The organism is Amycolatopsis sp. AA4 (assembly GCF_002796545.1).
Lineage (GTDB): Bacteria > Actinomycetota > Actinomycetes > Mycobacteriales > Pseudonocardiaceae > Amycolatopsis.
On the sequence record NZ_CP024894.1, the window covers coordinates 8,526,081 to 8,542,094 of the forward strand.

Annotated in this window: 12 protein-coding genes; 6 read left to right on the top strand and 6 right to left on the bottom strand. The window is 68.3% G+C overall.

The window, feature by feature from the left end:
- Positions 1-9: 9 nt before the first annotated feature.
- On the top strand, positions 10-2,058 hold the full coding sequence (locus CU254_RS39535; RefSeq protein ID WP_009085588.1) for a hypothetical protein: 2,049 nt from the start codon (positions 10-12) through the stop codon (positions 2,056-2,058).
- Here the strand turns inward: CU254_RS39535 and CU254_RS39540 are convergent.
- On the bottom strand, positions 2,020-3,552 hold the full coding sequence (locus CU254_RS39540) for a hypothetical protein (RefSeq protein ID WP_063632075.1): 1,533 nt from the start codon (positions 3,550-3,552) through the stop codon (positions 2,020-2,022). The genes CU254_RS39535 and CU254_RS39540 overlap by 39 nt on opposite strands.
- 230 nt (positions 3,553-3,782) lie before the next feature.
- On the opposite strand from CU254_RS39540, the gene CU254_RS39545 reads away from it, so the two are divergent.
- Positions 3,783-5,795: an ATP-binding protein gene (locus tag CU254_RS39545; RefSeq protein WP_037718921.1), complete on the top strand. Its 2,013-nt coding sequence runs from the start codon at positions 3,783-3,785 to the stop codon at positions 5,793-5,795.
- Here the strand turns inward: CU254_RS39545 and CU254_RS39550 are convergent, their stop codons facing one another.
- The 5 genes from CU254_RS39550 to CU254_RS39570 form a co-directional block, all read right to left on the bottom strand.
- Complete coding sequence (locus tag CU254_RS39550) at positions 5,796-7,376, bottom strand: hypothetical protein (RefSeq protein ID WP_158688135.1); 1,581 nt, start codon at positions 7,374-7,376, stop codon at positions 5,796-5,798.
- Positions 7,377-7,424: 48 nt separating this feature from the next.
- Positions 7,425-7,760: a hypothetical protein gene (locus tag CU254_RS39555; RefSeq protein WP_009085592.1), complete on the bottom strand. Its 336-nt coding sequence runs from the start codon at positions 7,758-7,760 to the stop codon at positions 7,425-7,427.
- 36 nt (positions 7,761-7,796) lie between these two features.
- Positions 7,797-8,531 carry a trypsin-like serine protease gene (locus CU254_RS39560; protein ID WP_009085595.1) on the bottom strand — a complete coding sequence of 245 codons (735 nt, stop codon included), beginning with the start codon at positions 8,529-8,531 and terminating at the stop codon, positions 7,797-7,799.
- A 124-nt stretch (positions 8,532-8,655) separates the two neighbouring features.
- On the bottom strand, positions 8,656-9,411 hold the full coding sequence (locus CU254_RS39565; protein ID WP_009085596.1) for a trypsin-like serine protease: 756 nt from the start codon (positions 9,409-9,411) through the stop codon (positions 8,656-8,658).
- A 122-nt stretch (positions 9,412-9,533) separates the two neighbouring features.
- On the bottom strand, positions 9,534-9,908 hold the full coding sequence (locus CU254_RS39570) for an FKBP-type peptidyl-prolyl cis-trans isomerase (protein ID WP_009085597.1): 375 nt from the start codon (positions 9,906-9,908) through the stop codon (positions 9,534-9,536).
- A 163-nt stretch (positions 9,909-10,071) separates the two neighbouring features.
- Here CU254_RS39570 and CU254_RS39575 point away from each other — a divergent pair, with 163 nt between their 5' ends.
- From CU254_RS39575 to CU254_RS39595, 4 genes are all read left to right on the top strand, one after another.
- Complete coding sequence (locus CU254_RS39575) at positions 10,072-13,287, top strand: penicillin acylase family protein (protein WP_009085598.1); 3,216 nt, start codon at positions 10,072-10,074, stop codon at positions 13,285-13,287.
- Positions 13,288-13,412: 125 nt separating this feature from the next.
- A complete protein-coding gene (locus tag CU254_RS39580) occupies positions 13,413-14,444 on the top strand; it encodes a PLP-dependent aspartate aminotransferase family protein (protein ID WP_037718923.1) in 1,032 nt (343 codons plus the stop codon).
- 236 nt (positions 14,445-14,680) lie between these two features.
- On the top strand, positions 14,681-15,400 hold the full coding sequence (locus CU254_RS43405; RefSeq protein ID WP_009085600.1) for a hypothetical protein: 720 nt from the start codon (positions 14,681-14,683) through the stop codon (positions 15,398-15,400).
- Positions 15,400-15,996, top strand: a complete 597-nt coding sequence (locus CU254_RS39595; protein WP_009085602.1) for a class F sortase — start codon at positions 15,400-15,402, stop codon at positions 15,994-15,996. The genes CU254_RS43405 and CU254_RS39595 overlap by 1 nt, the downstream gene beginning before the upstream one ends.
- Positions 15,997-16,014 lie beyond the last annotated feature (18 nt).

Below are 16,014 nucleotides of genomic sequence, written 5' to 3' on the forward strand. Positions count from 1 at the left end.
GGGTGGACGGTGCACAACGAAGTCGGGTCGGTCGACGGTGGTTCTCTCGTGCAGGCGCAGTACATCGGCACGCTCAACCAGCAGTTGCCCGGACCCGAGCGCGTCGTGCCGCACGAAACGCCGCGGGCGGTGCGGCGTTTGGTCGGGCGGGAGAAGCAGATCGAGGCCTGCCTTAAAGCTCAGCGGGTGCCGCTTTTCGTGTTCGACGGGTTGACCGGGGCCGGGCGGCGGGCGTTGGCCCGGTATGTCGCCGAGCACGTGAAAGACCGCTACCCCGGCGGGGCCTATTACACGGACTACGCCACGCATACGGTCGACGGTGAGGCGGTGATACCCGCGGCGTTGCGTTCGTTGTTGCGTCGCGACGGGGTCCGCGACGAGGTGATGCCCGCCGAACCTGGGCTGGCGAGTCTGTGGCGGAGCCGGTCGTCCGGAGCGCCTGGCGTGCTGCTGCTGGAGAACGTCACCGAATCCGAGCAGTTTCTGCAGCTGATGCCTGGCGGACGGGACTGGCTGGTACTCGTCGCGGGCCGGGTGGAGTCACGGCTCGCGGTCGATGATTTCGACGGAAAGCTGATCAAAGTCAAGCCGCTCGACGACAAGCAGGCTGCTGAGTTGTTCCGTGAGCTGAGCGGACTGGACGCGGAGACGGACGATCCGGTGCTCGCCGAGGTCCTCGGCTACTGCGGCGGATTGCCGTTGGCCCTGCGGAACGCCGCGACGCTCGTCGTGGTCGGGCGGTGTCCTTCGTTGCCGGAGCTGGCGGCTCGGCTTCGCCGTTCGCGCGCCGAGCTGATGCGGTCCGACCGCGGGCCGAACAAGGGGGATCCGGTGTTCGAAGCGACGTATCAGGAAGCGACCCGGCCCGCCCAGCGTGCGTACCGGTTGCTGGGCGCGTACCCGGCGATCGATTTCCCCGCGCCGGTCTTCGCTCTGCTGCTCGGGCTGGACGAAGCCACGTCGAGGGATATTCTCGCCGAACTGGTCCTGCTGAAGGTGCTCCAGGAAGAGCGCGGCCGGTACTCCATGCACCCGCTCGTCCACGACCACGCGGCGTCCCTTTCGGGATTGGGCGACGAGGAGACCTGCGAGGCGCTCGCCCGGGTGGTGCGCGGGTTCCGCGACGCCGCCTACTACGCGGACGCGGCGATGATCGGGGTCGAGCGGTACCGGGTCGCGGACGCGCCGGAGATCGCGGACCCGTTCACCGACGACCGGCGGGCCAACGGGCTGGGCTGGTTCGAGGAGAACCGGCGCGCGCTGCACGAACTGCTGCCGGTGGCCAAGCAGATCGGCCTGGTCGACGAGATCTGGCAGATCGCCGAATCGCTCGCGGCCTACTACTTCGATCGCAAGCGGCACGCCGATTCGCTCAGCAGTCTCCGGCACGGCATCGAGGCCGCGGAGGAGGCCGGGAATCGAGCGGCGGAGGCGCGGTTGCGCAGTCTCGCGTCGCGTCCGTTGACGGACAGCGGGCAGTTCGAGCAAGCCGGGGACTTCGTGCGCCGTTCGATCGAGTTGGCGGACGAGGACGGGCACCTCGTGCTGCGGGCATCGGTGCGGGAATTCGCTGGGCGGTACCACGATTTGACCGACCAGCCGGAACTGGCGCGGCAGCGGTACCGCGAGTCGATCGAGCTGAACGAGGCAGCCGGGGAAAAGCGCGGCGAGGCGCTGAGCCGGATGTTCCTCGGGCAGTCGCTCCGCGACGCGGAGGGGCTGCGCGAACTGGACGCGGCGCACCGCGCGTTCGGCGAGCTTGGCGACGGGCGGTCGGCTGCGCGCGCCATGCTGATCACCGGGCAGGTGCGCGTACGCAGTGGGCTGCCGGGCGGCGTTGAGGCGTTGACCGCGGCGGCGGAGGCTTTCCAAAAGAGCGGGGCGACGTTTTACGAGGCTCAGGCGCGGGAATCACTGCACGCGGCTCTGGTCGAGGGGAATCCTGCGGAGGCGCGTAGGAACCTGGAGCGGGCGATTCAGCTGTATCGAGAACTGGGCAGTCCGCGGGCCGAGGAGCTGTCAGAAAACGACGGTGGTCTCGAGGGAGCCGAGTCGTAGCGACAACGGGCGGTCGCGCTCCCGGCCGGTCGCCAGGCACGCGTGCAGCGCAGAGGCCAGGGCGGCGAGGTCCGCTTCGCCAGTGACACGGAACATCTCGCCGTCCCTGGTGCGGGCGACGCATCCGTCCGGGACGGCGGCTGCGGCCAGCGTGCAGGCGGGGTGGAGCCGCAATGCGTTGGCGCACCAGTCTTCCGGTGCTCGATGCAGAGCAGTTCGGGTGAGTACGGTCGCGTTGCTTATTCGGCCGAGGTTGTCGTCGCTTTCGTCGGCGACCACGTGTCTCAGCTTCGTTGCGGCTCGCTCGAAGTCGGGTCGCCATTCTTCTACCGAGCGGGGAAATCGCTGCAAGGTAAGGGAATCCGGGCCGGCGAACTCCGGATAAGTGGTGAAGGCGAGCGGAGCGGTTGGATTCGGTTCCGGGTCCGGTGCACGCAGGAGTTCGAGCGGACGGGGTTCGAGATTCGCTAGCCGGAGGACGAGCGCGTGCAGTTCCGCGGCTGCCCCGTGCGGGTTCGCGAAGGTGCGTTCGGCGAGATCTTCTTGCCAGGGCTGGGTTTCCGCCTCGGCGATCTGGTCCCGCAACGGCCGGTCGCGGGTGAGCCGGGACGCGTGCTGACCGAGCAGTGCGGCGCTGGTTCCGGGCACGACCTCGCTGCCGAACGCGCCGAGCAGCAACGGCCGTCCGGTCGCGGCTGCGAGCAAGGAGACCGAGCCGTGGTCGCCGACGACGACGTCCGCGGCGACGAGGGCGGCCTGCCATCCGCGTTCCGGCGGGAGAAGCAGCAGTCCGGCGTCCTCGGCGGCGGCGAACCAGGAGCGGATCTGGAACGGCCGGTAGCGTGACCAGACGTTGGGGTGCAGCACGAGACCTACCGCTGCGGAGTCGTAGTCCAGTGCTGCCAGCAGCTCCGCGGGAAGACGCGGGCGGCGGCCGATCAGCGAGGTCTTTCCCCAGGTGGAGCTGACCAGCACGAACTTGCGCCCCGCGACTCCAAGGACGGCGCGGTAGTGGTCGCGGTGCGGTTCGCTGCGGACGAGCTGCTCGAACTGCGGATCGCCGACGAGCACGGTCTGTCCGTCGGTCAGCGGGTCGGCGTCGCGCAACTGCGTCTGCTGGCTCGGATGCGACACCGCCATCAGCACCCGCCCGGACCGCAGCGCCGCCGACGGGATCAGCCCGGAAAGCCGGAGGCCGGCAGAACCGGCGTCGGGAACGTACTTGTGGAATCCGACGCCGTGCGGAAGGACGAGCACTGGACCGGAGATGTGGTCGAAATCGATGTTTTCGCTGGCGGTGATCGCGAGTGCGTAATTGAGTTCCGGAACGTTTTCCCACGGCGTGCGATGCGCTTGTGCGCGGGCGAGCAACTCCTCGACGCCCGCGCTGAAGCGGGAGCCGCGGTCTACCGTGAACGTGAAGCGAATCCGCTGGTCATCCTGGAACAGACGGCAGACTTCGAGCAGCTTGATCGCCGAAGTCCAGGTGCGCACGACCCCGAGCACGACGACCGGGTCGAAGGTCCGCCACCTGCTTTGCTGCTTTGCTGCTTTGCTGCTTTGCTGCTTTGCTGCTTTGCTGCTTTGCTGCTCAATTCAATTCTACCAAATCCGTCCTGGAATTCCTGGGCAGAACCTTACCTGGACCTGATCGTGGTGAAGAGCTGGACACGGACCGTGACGTTTCCGGTAGCCTGAGCCGGGACCAGCTGGGCGGGGGAACGGTGAGCGACGGCAACTACTTCGACGGCCAGGCGGACAAGGTCTTCCAGGCGCGCAACGTCTACGGCGACGTCCATTTCCACGGGCCGCGGCAGCCCGCGGCGCCGGCTCTGCAGGTCCAGGCTCCGCCGAAGCATTACCGGAACAACGAGCCGCAGCTGGCCGCGCTCACTCGCATTCATGACGAGGCGCTGGACCGGGTAGCGGTCGCGGTCGTGCGCGGCGCGCCGGGCAGCGGGCGTACGACGCTGTGCGAAACCTGGCTGCATCAGCACCAGGACAGGTTCGACCGGTTTTACTCCGTGCGCGTGGGCCACCGGGCCAGTGCTGACGTGCTGGCCGAGTTGCTGTCCAAACTGGGATACGGGCTGGACGAGATGCAGGCCAGTCTTGAGGGGCGCTCGGCGATGTGGCAGTCGCAGACCGCGAACTTCAAGGTCGCGTTGCTGGTCGACGACGCGTTGAGCGCGGCGGAAGTCAAGGCATTGCTGCCGACGCACCCCGGCTCGTACGTGCTCGTGGTCGGGTCCGGGCTGGAGGCGCTGCGGGCCCGGTATTCGGCTCGCGAGGTCGAGCTGGAGCCGTTGAGCAACGAGGCGGCGCTGGGCGTGCTGACCGCACTCGTGGGCGAGGAAAAGCTCGCCGCGGAGCCGGAACAGCGGGAAGAGCTGCTTCGGATCTGCGCTGGTTCCGCCGCGGAACTCAACGTCGCGGGCATGATCCTGGCGCGCCAAGGCGGGACAGTGCGGCGGCTGCTCGCGCGCATCCGGGCGAAAGGCGCGCTGGCCAGCGCGGTGTTCGACGTCGCTTACGACCTGATGGGCGAGCACGAACAAGCGGTCTACCGGTTCTTCGGCGCACACCCGGGCAGCGGCGACGTCGCGCTGGAAACTGTCGCGGCGGTGCTCAGCCTCGACGAGTTCGACGCTGAGGACGCGTTGCAGAAACTGGTCTCGGCCAAGCTGATCGAGGTCGTGAAAGACCGGTACCGGATGTCCGAGCTGGCTCGGCTGCACGCCGCCGGGCTCGCTGGCGAGTTGTCCGACGTCGTGGTCGGGTACTACGCGGAACACGGGCTCAGGATCGCCGAAAGTGCGCTGCGCACTCGGTGGCCGGAGAAGATCTGGCCGGGTTTCGCGCCGGCGGCGGTGCCCGCGGAGGAAGCCTGGGAGTGGTTGTTCGCCGAGCAGGCGAACCTGCTTGCCGCGGCGGACGTCGCGTTTCGGGCCGGGGCGCACGAGGACGTCATCCGGCTGGCCAGGGCGTTGTGGCCGGTCTACAAGGACGGTGGGTATCCCGCCGAGCTGGCGGCGGTGAGCCAGGACGCGGTCCAGGCCGCGCAGGCCGCGGGAATGCCGCTTGCCGAGGGATTGGTTCGCACGCAGCTCGGGTTCGCTCGGATGCAACTGCGGGATTGGGCCGCAGCGCAGGAGCAGTTCGCCGCGGTGGCCGAGTTGGCCACGACGCCGGAGGAGCACGCGTCCGCGTTGGAAGCGCGGGGGCTCGCGTTCTTCGAACCGGGATGGATCACCCGGCAGCAGGGGCGGGCGGAGGACACGACTTCGCTGCTACGACAGGCGGGACTCTGTTTCCGGGAAAGTCTCGCGCTGGCCGAGGAGATCGGCGACCGTCGTCGGTTGGCATTGATTCGGATGCATCTGGCCAAGGTCGTTTCGCCCGAAGAAGCGGCTGTCCTGCTGGCGCAAGCGGAGCAGGGGCTGAAGAACGAGCCGGGCAATCTGGTGAAGGTCCGGCTGTGGCAGGGGCGGAAGCTGATCGAGGCTGGCTCGTACGAGGAAGGTGCGGCGGTGCTGGCCGAACTCGACTCGGCGGCTGAGCAGGCCAACCTGCAGCGGGAGCGTATCGCCGCGTTGTGGTCCCGGGCGGAGGCGGCGGTGGCCCGGGGTTTCCGCGATCAGGCGAAGGCACACGCGAAGGATGCGCTGAACATCGCGCGGATGCACGGGTTCACGGCCGAGGCAGCCGATCTCCTGGTCTGGATCGAGCGGCTTTGACTATCCATAGTGGACAGTAAGCCGCACTTCGTGTTTGCGGGCACCCGCGGTGAAGGGCAGCTGTTCGGGGAAATCGAGGCCTAGCGTGGCGCGCGCGTACAGCAGGGATGGCACGGCCTGCGGCAGGTCGGTGCCAGTGAAGGACACCACCAGACCGTCGCGGTTGCCGGCCAGCCAGCCTGGTCCGGCCGGGCAGGCGGCCCATTCGCAGCCGGGGAATTCGGCGAGGGTGAGGGCGATCCAGCGGCCTGGGTCGGGGAAACCGTCGCCGCCCAGGACGATGTCGGCGCGGCGCAGCAGGCGGGGGTCGGGGCCGTCGACGTGGACGACCAGGTGTGCGTCGGCGGTTTCGGCGGAGAATCTGGTGACCTCGTCGCCGCGGACCTGGATCCATTGGGCGCCGGGTTCCGGGCGTTGGACGCGCGGCAGCGGGAATGCGGTGAATCCGGCCGGTTCAGCCGGTGGCGACAGGCGAAGCGTGCGGTAGCCGAGGTCGGTCAGCAATGCCGCGGATTGGCCGGGGACGCTGGTGGCGAGTTCGGCCGCGGCGACGAGCGCTGGTGGCTGGGTCGCGGTGCGCAGTTGGTCGGCCAGGTTTTCGTCCGTCAACAAAGGGGCGGCGCGCAAAAGGGCGGCTACGGGGGAATCCGGATCGACCGCTTCGTGGGGTGCGGCGGCCAGCAGGACCGGGGTGCCCAGACAGGCGGAGTAATAGGTGACGGAACCGTGGTCGCCGATGGTGACGTCGGCGGCCACGGCGGCTGGTTGCCACAGATCTTCTTCCGGCAGGACGATTACGCCCGCTCGCTGACAATCTCGCAGCCACATTTCCAGCTGCCACGGGTAATGGCCCTGACCGATATTGGGATGCAGGGCTAGGACGACGGCGAATTCGTCCAGCGGCAGCTGCCGGGCAATGCGGCTGGGGAGGTCGGGGCCGGATCCGTACGACGAGAGCTGGCCCCACGTGGAGGAGATCAGCACCAAGGTTTGCTCGCCGGTGACGCCTAGGGCTTGGCGGTAGGATTCGCGCAGTTCACGGGCGTCGCGAAGACGATCCAGGCAGGAATCTCCGGCGATGACGGCGTGGTCGGCGGCTTCCGGACAGTACTGCCGCAGCCGGGCGAGCTGTTCGGGATGGGACAGGACGTGATGTTCGGCGATCACCTCGCCGCGATGCATCAGCCATTGCTCGGATAATCCGAAAACCGGTTTCCGATTATCGATTTCCAAGAGCTTATTGTAACCCATTCCGTGCGGCAATACCGTCAACGGAGCGCGCAATTCTTGCAAATCCCCGCCGTAACTCGCCGCCAGCGCCCAGTCGAAGTCCTCTGTCACGACGTCTTCCCACGGTTCCAGCGGGATCCCGCGCGCCGCGAGGTATTCCTCCGTCCCCCGGGTGAACGCGCTCGAATCCGGGCACGTGAACACCACCTGCACGCGGGGATCCCCGGCGAACAACGGCAGTACGTCCAGCAGCCGGGTCGCCGCGGTGACGTTGTGCACTACCGCCAGCAGCGTCCGTTCCGTGGGCACGGTGCGCCATCGGCGCGGCACGGGAAAAGACGACGAAGGCACGGAGAGCGATCCTACCGATCGCGCTCCGTGCCGGTCGTTCGCAAACCCTCAGAGGCTGATATTGCCTTGTACGTCACGCAGCTGTACGACCTTGGCCCCTTCGGCGACCGTGCCCACGTGGTTCGTCACCCCGCCGCTGCGGGCTTCCTGGTGCACCTCGAACTCGGTGCGCAGCGCGGCGCCGAACTCCGGGTCCTGGCGGCTGACCTCGTCGAGGCGCTCGGCCAGCGCGGTGACGGTGGCCGGGTTGTCCGGGGTCGCTGCCTCCAGTTCCGCGGTGGCCTTGCTGTTGCCGGAGAACTTGCGCTTGACCAGGTCGTACAGACCGGTCGCGGCCTTCGTGGCCAGCGCGGTGGCGACAGCGGTCAAGATCGGCTCGGGCATGCGACTCTCCTCAGGTCGACGGCCCTTCCACCGTACTCACTTCGCGTGCTCGTCGATCCAGTCGGCGAGCACGTCGATGCGCGACGTCGTTTCCGCGCCGGTGTGCGGGCAGTCCGGGCCGTTGTTCTCGATCGAGATCAGCTTGCCGTCGGCGAAATACGGCGCGCCCGTGTCGAAGGCGCACGCGCTGGTGGAGGCCGAGGGCGAGACGCCGTGAATGCCGACTGTCGTGGGGCCGACCGACGAGATCTTCATCGTGCCCTGCTGCAGCTGTTTGGACGGCACCGGATTCTGCGCCGTCCGGCTGCCCCAGCCGGCCAGCGTGACCTGCTGTCCGACGCCCGGCACCAGATGGTTCACCGCGAGCGGCGGGACGCCGGGGACCGGGCTGTCGAGCTGGGCCAGCGCGACGTCGCTCGGGCCCGCCTGCAGGACGTGGGTGACCTTGCGCTGGACGCCTTTTTCCTTGGTCTCGTCGACGAGGCCCAGCGACACCGTCGTCGGATACGGCACCGGGCCGGACACCCGGTTCTTGTTGGCGTCGTGGAAACAGTGGCCGGTGGTGACGATCCACTGCGGCGCGACGAGCGCTGCCGAACAGAAGCTCGAGTAGGTGCTCCCGTTCGGCAGCGGGATTCCGGTCATGCTCAGCTTCGCGGCGAAGCCGAATTGGCCCGCTGGGACGTCAGAACCGTTGGCGACGGCCAAAGCCGGGCTCGCGGTGAGGATGGGCAGGAGGACTGCTGCGGAGATCGCGGCGCGGACGCGCATTCTGTCCCTTCGTCCGGGTCACCGGCGGACGCCGATGAACTCGGTCTTCCACGCTAACGACACCGTCCGCACGGCGGAATTCCCTTGACGGGCGACGAAAACCGACCGATCTCGCGACTTGCCCTCACGCCGTGTGGGTGGCGATCCAGGCCGCGAGGATGTCGACGCGCGAGGTGGTCTCGGGCGTCGCGTGCGGGCAGTCCGGGCCAGTCGACTCGACCGACACGAGGCGGCCGGAGATGCCTTCGGCGACGAAGTACGGCGCGCCCGAGTCGTAGCTGCACGCGCTGGTGTCCTTGTGCGGCGCGATCCCGATGACGCTCGCGGTGGTGGCGTCCGAGCCGACTACCTGCATCGCGCCCTGCTGCAGTTTGTCCGACGGCTTCGGGGAAACCTCGGTCAGGCTGCCCCAGCCGGCGAGCGTCACCTGCTGGCCGGTGACCGGCGCGGACGGCGAAACGGTCAGCGGCGCGATGTCGGTGACGGGCCGGTCGAGCTTGGCGAGCGCGACGTCGTTCGTGCCCGCCTGCAGCACCTCGGTGACGGTGCGGCGCTCGCCCTTGCCCGGCTCGTCGGTGGTCGCGCCGAGCAGCACCGAAGTCCCGTACGGAACCGGGCCGGAAACCGGTTTGCGGTTGACGTCGTGGAAACAGTGCCCGGCGGTGATGATCCACTGCGGCGCGATGAGGGAACCCGAGCATCCGCTCGCGTAGGTGGTGCCGTCCGCGCGCGGGATGACGGGCATGGACAGCTTGGCCGCGAACGGATACTCGCCGGGCGCCACGTCGTTGCCGTTCGCGACCGCGGACGCGGGAGCGGCGACAGCCAACGCGGCTCCGGCGGCGAGGAAGGCAGCGGAAAGGGCGGCACGCAAACGCATGAAATATCCTCCGGAAGACGACTGCTCAAGGCGAACGTTAGGCGCCTTCCGGTTCCCCCGAAAGGGGGATCAGCCGGGGCTGCCCGATCGGGCTTTCCCGGCTGCCCGCGTTTTCCGGGAGATCAGCTCACGCCGACGAGATCGACGACGAAAATCAGCGTTTCGTTCGGGGCGATCACGCCGCCCGCGCCGCGTTCGCCGTAAGCCAGGTGCGGCGGGATCACCAGCTGGCGGCGGCCGCCGACCTTCATGCCGGTCACGCCCTGGTCCCAGCCCGGGATGACCTGGCCCGCGCCGAGCTGGAATTCGAGCGGCGCGCCGCGGTCGTAGGAGGCGTCGAATTGCCCGCCGGTGGAGTGCGAGACCCCGACGTAATGCACGCTGACCGCGTTGCCCGGCTTGGCTTCGGGGCCGTCGCCGACCTTGATGTCGTTGATCTGCAGCTCGGTGGGCGGCGGGCCGTCCGGGCGCTCGACTTGGGGCTTCTCCACGCTCATGGGGCACACGGTACCTATCGGGCAGACGCTGCGCCGGATGGAGTACCGCCATCCGGACTACTCCCAACGAGGGGATAAACGCGAAAACTCTTCACATGCGTACTACCCGTCGGTAGCGTGCGCTGGGTCACCCTGGGGCATCCTTCGTGGACGGAGCTGTGGCATGCGACGACGCATTCCCATCCTGGCCGCGGGCGCGGTAGCCGTGCTCACGGCCGGGCTAGTGCAGATCGGGACCGCGGCACCGGCTTCCGCCGCGTTGCCCGGCAACGACTACTGCGCGGGCCAGTGCAACGACATCCTCCCGCCGGGCGAGAACGGCAGCGCGACGCTCGCCGAAATCCTGGCCAACAAGGCGTTCGGCACCCAGCCCGGGCACGCCGACGACCAGCTCGGCAAATACGCCGACCTGGCGGGCGGATACAAAACGCTGACGACCGACACGATCGGCACCTTCTTCAACGATTCGTCCTTCGGAGTGCCCGCCGACCAGGTCGCGAGCACGATCAAGCCGCGCGAGGACGTGACGATCACGCGCGACAAGGCCACCGGCGTCCCGCACATCCAGGGCACGACGCGGTCCGGCACCGAGTACGGCGCGGGATACGCGGCGGCGCAGGATCGCTTGTGGCTCATGGACATCATGCGCCGGGTCGGGCGCGGCCAGCTGACTTCGTTCGCCGGCGGCGCGGAAGCGAACCGCGAGCTGGAGCAGTCTTTCTTCGCCTCCGCGCCCTACACCGAGGACGAGCTGCAGCAGCAGATCGACGCGGTGGCGGCGAGCGGTCCGCGCGGCCAGCAGGGGCTCGCCGACGCGAAGGCGTACATCGACGGCATCAACAAATACATCACCGATTCGCACAACGGCCGGTACTTCCCGGGCGAATACGTGCTCACCGGGCACGTCGACGCGATCACCAACGCGGGCACCATCGAACCGTTCAAGCTCACTGACCTCGTCGTGCTCGCGTCGGTGGTCGGCGCGCAGTTCGGCGCGGGCGGCGGCGGCGAGGTGCAGAACGCGGTCGCGAAGCTGGCACTGCAGGAGAAATACGGCGTCGAGCAGGGCGAAAAGGTGTGGCAGAGCCTGCGTGCCGCGGACGATCCCGAGGCCGTGAAGACCCTGCACGACGGGCAGACCTTCCCGTACGGCAACACTCCGGCGAACCCGCAGGGCGCGGCGCTGCCGGACAAGGGCTCGGTGACGAACCAGCAGCTCGTGTTCGACCAGACCGGTTCGGCCGCCGCCGTGCAGCCGAACGTCAAGGTTTCCGCTCCGAAGGACCAGGAATCCGCGCGCGGCATGTTCGACAACGGCGTGCTGCCGGGCAATATGCTCAAGGAAAAGCACGGCATGTCCAACGCGCTGCTGGTGTCCGGGGCGAAGACCGCCAGCGGACATCCGGTCGCCGTGTTCGGTCCGCAGACCGGGTACTTCGCGCCGCAGCTGTTGCTGCTGCAGGAAATCCAGGGCCCGGGCATCAGCGCGCGGGGCGCGTCGTTCGCCGGGCTCAGCATGTACGTGCTGCTCGGCCGCGGCCAGGACTACTCGTGGAGCGCGACGACCGCCGCGCAGGACATCATCGACACCTACGCGCTGCCGCTGTGCGACCCGAGCGGCAAACCGGCCACCAAGGACTCGAACTACTATCTCTACCAAGGCAAATGCCTCCCGATGGACAGCGTGGAGCGCAAGAACGCCTGGTCGCCGACGGTCGCGGACGGCACCGCCGCCGGGTCCTACACCCTGCGCAGCTACCGCACGAAGTACGGCCCGGTGACCTCGCGCGCGACGGTCGACGGGAAGCCGGTGGCCTACTCGTCGCTGCGGTCCTCGTACTTCCACGAGGTCGATTCGCTGATCGGGTTCCAGGAGTTCAACGACCCCGGCTTCGTCAAATCGGCCGCGGACTTCCAGCGCGCCGCGAACGACGTCAACTTCACCTTCAACTGGTTCTACGCGGATTCCAAGGACATCGCGTACTTCAACTCCGGCGCGAACCCGGTGCGCAATTCCACTGTGGACCCGATGATGCCGGCGTGGGGCGACCGCGGGTTCGACTGGAAGGGCTGGAACCCGGCGGGCAACAAGGCCGAGTACACGCCCGCGGCGCAGCATCCGCAATCGGTGAACCAGGACTACTACATCAGCTGGAACAACGCGCAGGCCAACGGTTACGCGTCCGGCGGTGCGGACAAGTCCGCCGTGCACCGCGGCGATCTCCTGGACGCACGGGTCAAGGCGCTGCTTTCCAGCGGCACCAAGGTGACCCGGGTGAACCTGACCCAGGCGATGGAGGACGCGGCGCTGGCCGACCTGCGGGCGGAGAAGGTGCTGCCGCTGCTGCTGCAGGTGCTCGACCAGGCTCCGCTCACCGGTGCCGCGGCCGATGCCGAGGCGAAGCTGAAGACGTGGATGCAGCACGGGCACCAGCGCGTCGAGTCGAGCCCGGGCAGCAAGACCTACCACGACGCCGATGCGATCCGGATCATGGACGCGTGGTGGCCGCTGCTGGTCACCGGCGAGTTCAAACCGGCGATGGGCGACGACGCGTTCGGCGCGATGACGAACGTGCTGCAGATCAACGAAAGCCCTTCCGGTTTCCAGAACGAGACGCCGGGCAAGCACGTCGGGCAGCCGCACCAGGGTTCGGCGTACCAGCACGGCTGGTGGGGCTACGTCAGCAAGGACCTCCGCACCGCGCTCGGACAGCCGGTGGCCGGCCCGCTCGGCGCGAAGTTCTGCGGCGGCGGAGACCTGACCGCGTGTCGGCAGATGCTGGTCGACTCGCTGACCACGGCCGCCGGACAGCCCGCCGCCACGGTGTACCCGGGCGACGGCGACTGCTCGGCGGGCGACCAGTGGTGTGCGGACTCGATCATCCAGCGTCCGCTGGGCGGCATCGCGCACGGCAAGATCAGCACGCAGAACCGGCCGACGTTCCAGCAGGTCGTGGAGTACCCCGCACACCGCGGCGACAACGTCTCGAACCTCGCGGCGGGCAAGCCGGTGAACGCTTCCAGCGCGGAAACCGGGTTCTACAACTCCCCGGCCTCGAACGCGGTCGACGGCAACCCGGGCACGCGCTGGGCGAGCGACTGGAGCGACAACCAGTCGATCACCGTCGATCTCGGCTCGGTGCAGCAGGTTTCACGGGCGGTGCTGTCGTGGGAGAAGGCGTACGGGAAGGGCTACAAGATCCAGCTGTCCACCGACGGCACCGACTGGCGCGACGCGGCTGTGGTGACGGACGGGAACGGCGGGATGGACAACGTCGCGTTCGCGCCCTCGAACGCGCGGTTCGTTCGGATGCAGGGAGTCACGCGCGGGACTAAGTACGGGTATTCGCTGTACGAGTTCGAGGTTTACGCGCACTGACCTCGGCAGTGCCAGACCGCCCCGGCCAGCAGGATCGGCCGGGGCGGTTCACGTTGTGGAACACCTGACCACCTGGTGATATTCGTCGCCTGCCGTTCCGGCGGTCGCGAAGTTACCGTGTCCGCATGGACGACTGGACTCCGCGGACCCGCGCGATCGCGGCGGGCCGGCCGCACGGCCCTGGCGAACCGCTGACCACGCCGATCGTTGCCACGAGCACCTTCGAGGCCGGCGGCGACGCGGTGTACGCGCGCTCCGACGGCACGGATACCTGGGCTGCCTTCGAAGAGGTCGTCGGGTCGCTTGAGGGCGGCACTGCGGTCTCGTACGCGTCTGGGGTCGCCACGTTGTCCGCGGTGCTGGATTCGTTGCCGGTCGGGTCGACGGTTGCGGTTCCGTCGTTCAGTTACGCCGTCACGCGCGGAGTGTTGAAGCACGCGCAGGAACTCGGTCGGCTCACGGTCACCGAATTGGAGCCGACCGACACACAGGCATGGCTCGATTGCGACGCCGATCTGTTGTGGCTCGAATCGCCGACTAACCCGACGCTCGACGTCATGGAAATCGAGACCATCGCGCGCGGCACGAGGGGACGCGTAGTCGTCGACAACACCTTCGCGACTTCGCTGCATCAGCAACCACTGTCGCTCGGTGCGGACGTCGTCGTGCACAGCGCCACGAAGCTCATCGGCGGACACAGCGATCTTCTGCTCGGCGTCGCGGTCGCAGCCGATCCGGAACTAGTGGAGCAACTTCGCGCCGCGCGTACTCGCGTCGGCGCGACACCGGGTGCGCTCGAAACTTGGCTCGCGTTGCGGGGTTTGCGGACGCTTCCGGTGCGGCTCGCCGAGCAAACTCGCACTGCCGAGTTGCTGGTGTCCCGATTGGCGGAACACCCGGCGGTAACCAAGGTTCGCTACCCCGGTTTCGGGATGATGGTGGCGTTCGAAGTCGCCGATGCCGACGCCGCCGACAAGGTGTGCGCGAGCGTCCGGCTGATCCGGCCGGCGACGAGCCTCGGCGGGGTGGAAAGCCTGATGGAACGGCGTGCGTGGCTGCCCGGCGAGGAGCGCGTGCCGCCGGGGCTCATCCGGTTTTCCGTCGGATTGGAAGACCCGGAGGACCTGTGGCGGGATTTGCTGACCGCGCTCGGCTGATTTCCGTCACTCTCTGACAAGGGCTGGGCGGGTTGCCTCGCAGCTGTTACGGTATGGGCACGACGGGCCGGAATTCCGGCATCCGGGCGAAATCATCGCCGACGGGAAGCCGTTCGTTACCGTTTTCCCTGGTGTCATTAATCACCAGCTAAAGGGTTACCCCTATGTGCTGAATCTTCGGCAGGATCAGCGGGCGCGGTGGGGGTCATCGCGCTTTTCTCAGAGGGGTAATCATCTTGAAGAAGACCCTGGGCAGACTCGCGGGCGCGGTGCTCGCGGGCGCCCTGATCAGCCTTGCCGTCGTGCCCGCCGCGAACGCGGAGACCACGACGGAAACCTCTTCCTCGGCTCCGGCCACCTCGAGCGAGTCGGCTCCCACCTCGGAAGCGCCGGCCAGCAACACCGCCACGCCGACCGAGTCGGGCAAGCCGTCCGAGACCGGCGCGCCGACGGAGACCGGGAAGCCGACCGAGACCGGCAAGCCGACCCAGACGGGCAAGCCGACCGAGACCGGCAAGCCGACTGACTCCAGCAAGCCGACCACGCCGACCTCGTCGGAGACCTCCACTCCGGAGGAGCCGCCGTACGTGGACGACACGGGCTTCGGCTTCGACCTGGACGGGAACCTCGGCTTCGTCGTGATCGCGTGCGCCGCGGGCGAGCCGACCGGCCTGCGCTCCAACGACTTCGACCTCGTCGAGGGCCCGGTGCAGGACGAGACCGACGGTCGCTACTGGGGGTGGACGGTCAAGCGCCACGAGGGTGTCTCCTTCGAGAGCGGCACCGTGCGCGCGGTCTGGACCTGCGGCGGCAAGCCGACCGACGGCGGCCAGCTTCCCCCGGCGGGCGGCGCGGGCGCGGGCTCCGCTGGCACCACCGGCGGCAACGGCAACTCGCAGGTGAAGTACGCACCGAAGCACGGCGTCGAGACCGGCTTCGGGGGCATGGCCGCCTGATGACCAGGAAGTACGGGCAGGGCGTCGCTCTCGCGGGCGCTCTGCTCCTCTCCCTCTCGCTGAGCGCGTGCGGTTCGGACGCCCCGGCGGCGCCCGCCGCGCAGGCCCCGGCCAGCCAGGCGGTCCCGGTGACCAAGCCGTTTTCCGGGCTGCGGCCGACGTCGGTCGAGATTCCGAAGATCGGCGCGAAATCGTCGCTGATCACCGTGATGCCCAACAAGGACGGGCAGATCTCGGTGCCGTCGGTGAAGAACCCGATGCAGGCCGCGTGGTACCGGCTTTCGCCGGTGCCGGGCGAGGTGGGCCCGGCGATCGTGCTCGGGCACGTCGACGGCAACCACAAGCCGGGCATCTTCTACCAGCTCAAGGACGTGAACCCGGGCGACGAGGTCGACATCGAACGCAGCGACGGCAAGAAGCTGAAGTTCGTCGTGGACCACAAGGAACAGGTCCCCAAGGACACGTTCCCGACGCAGGCCGTCTTCGGCAACACCGACAAGCCGCAGCTGCGCCTCATCACCTGCGGCGGCGCGTTCGACCACGCCGAGCACAGCTACAAGGACAACATCGTGGTGTACGCGAACCTGGTCTCCTGACTCAGGTCGGCCCCTGCC

Bases quoted from the DNA above. Each gene is read 5' to 3' on its own strand.
- CU254_RS39565 (WP_009085596.1), bottom strand. From the start codon at position 9,411: ATGCGTTTGCGTGCCGCCCTTTCCGCTGCCTTCCTCGCCGCCGGAGCC.
- CU254_RS39555 (WP_009085592.1), bottom strand. From the start codon at position 7,760: ATGCCCGAGCCGATCTTGACCGCTGTCGCCACCGCGCTGGCCACGAAG.
- CU254_RS39560 (WP_009085595.1), bottom strand. From the start codon at position 8,531: ATGCGCGTCCGCGCCGCGATCTCCGCAGCAGTCCTCCTGCCCATCCTC.
- CU254_RS39580 (WP_037718923.1), top strand. From the start codon at position 13,413: ATGGACGACTGGACTCCGCGGACCCGCGCGATCGCGGCGGGCCGGCCG.
- CU254_RS39570 (WP_009085597.1), bottom strand. From the start codon at position 9,908: ATGAGCGTGGAGAAGCCCCAAGTCGAGCGCCCGGACGGCCCGCCGCCC.
- CU254_RS39595 (WP_009085602.1), top strand. From the start codon at position 15,400: ATGACCAGGAAGTACGGGCAGGGCGTCGCTCTCGCGGGCGCTCTGCTC.
- CU254_RS39575 (WP_009085598.1), top strand. From the start codon at position 10,072: ATGCGACGACGCATTCCCATCCTGGCCGCGGGCGCGGTAGCCGTGCTC.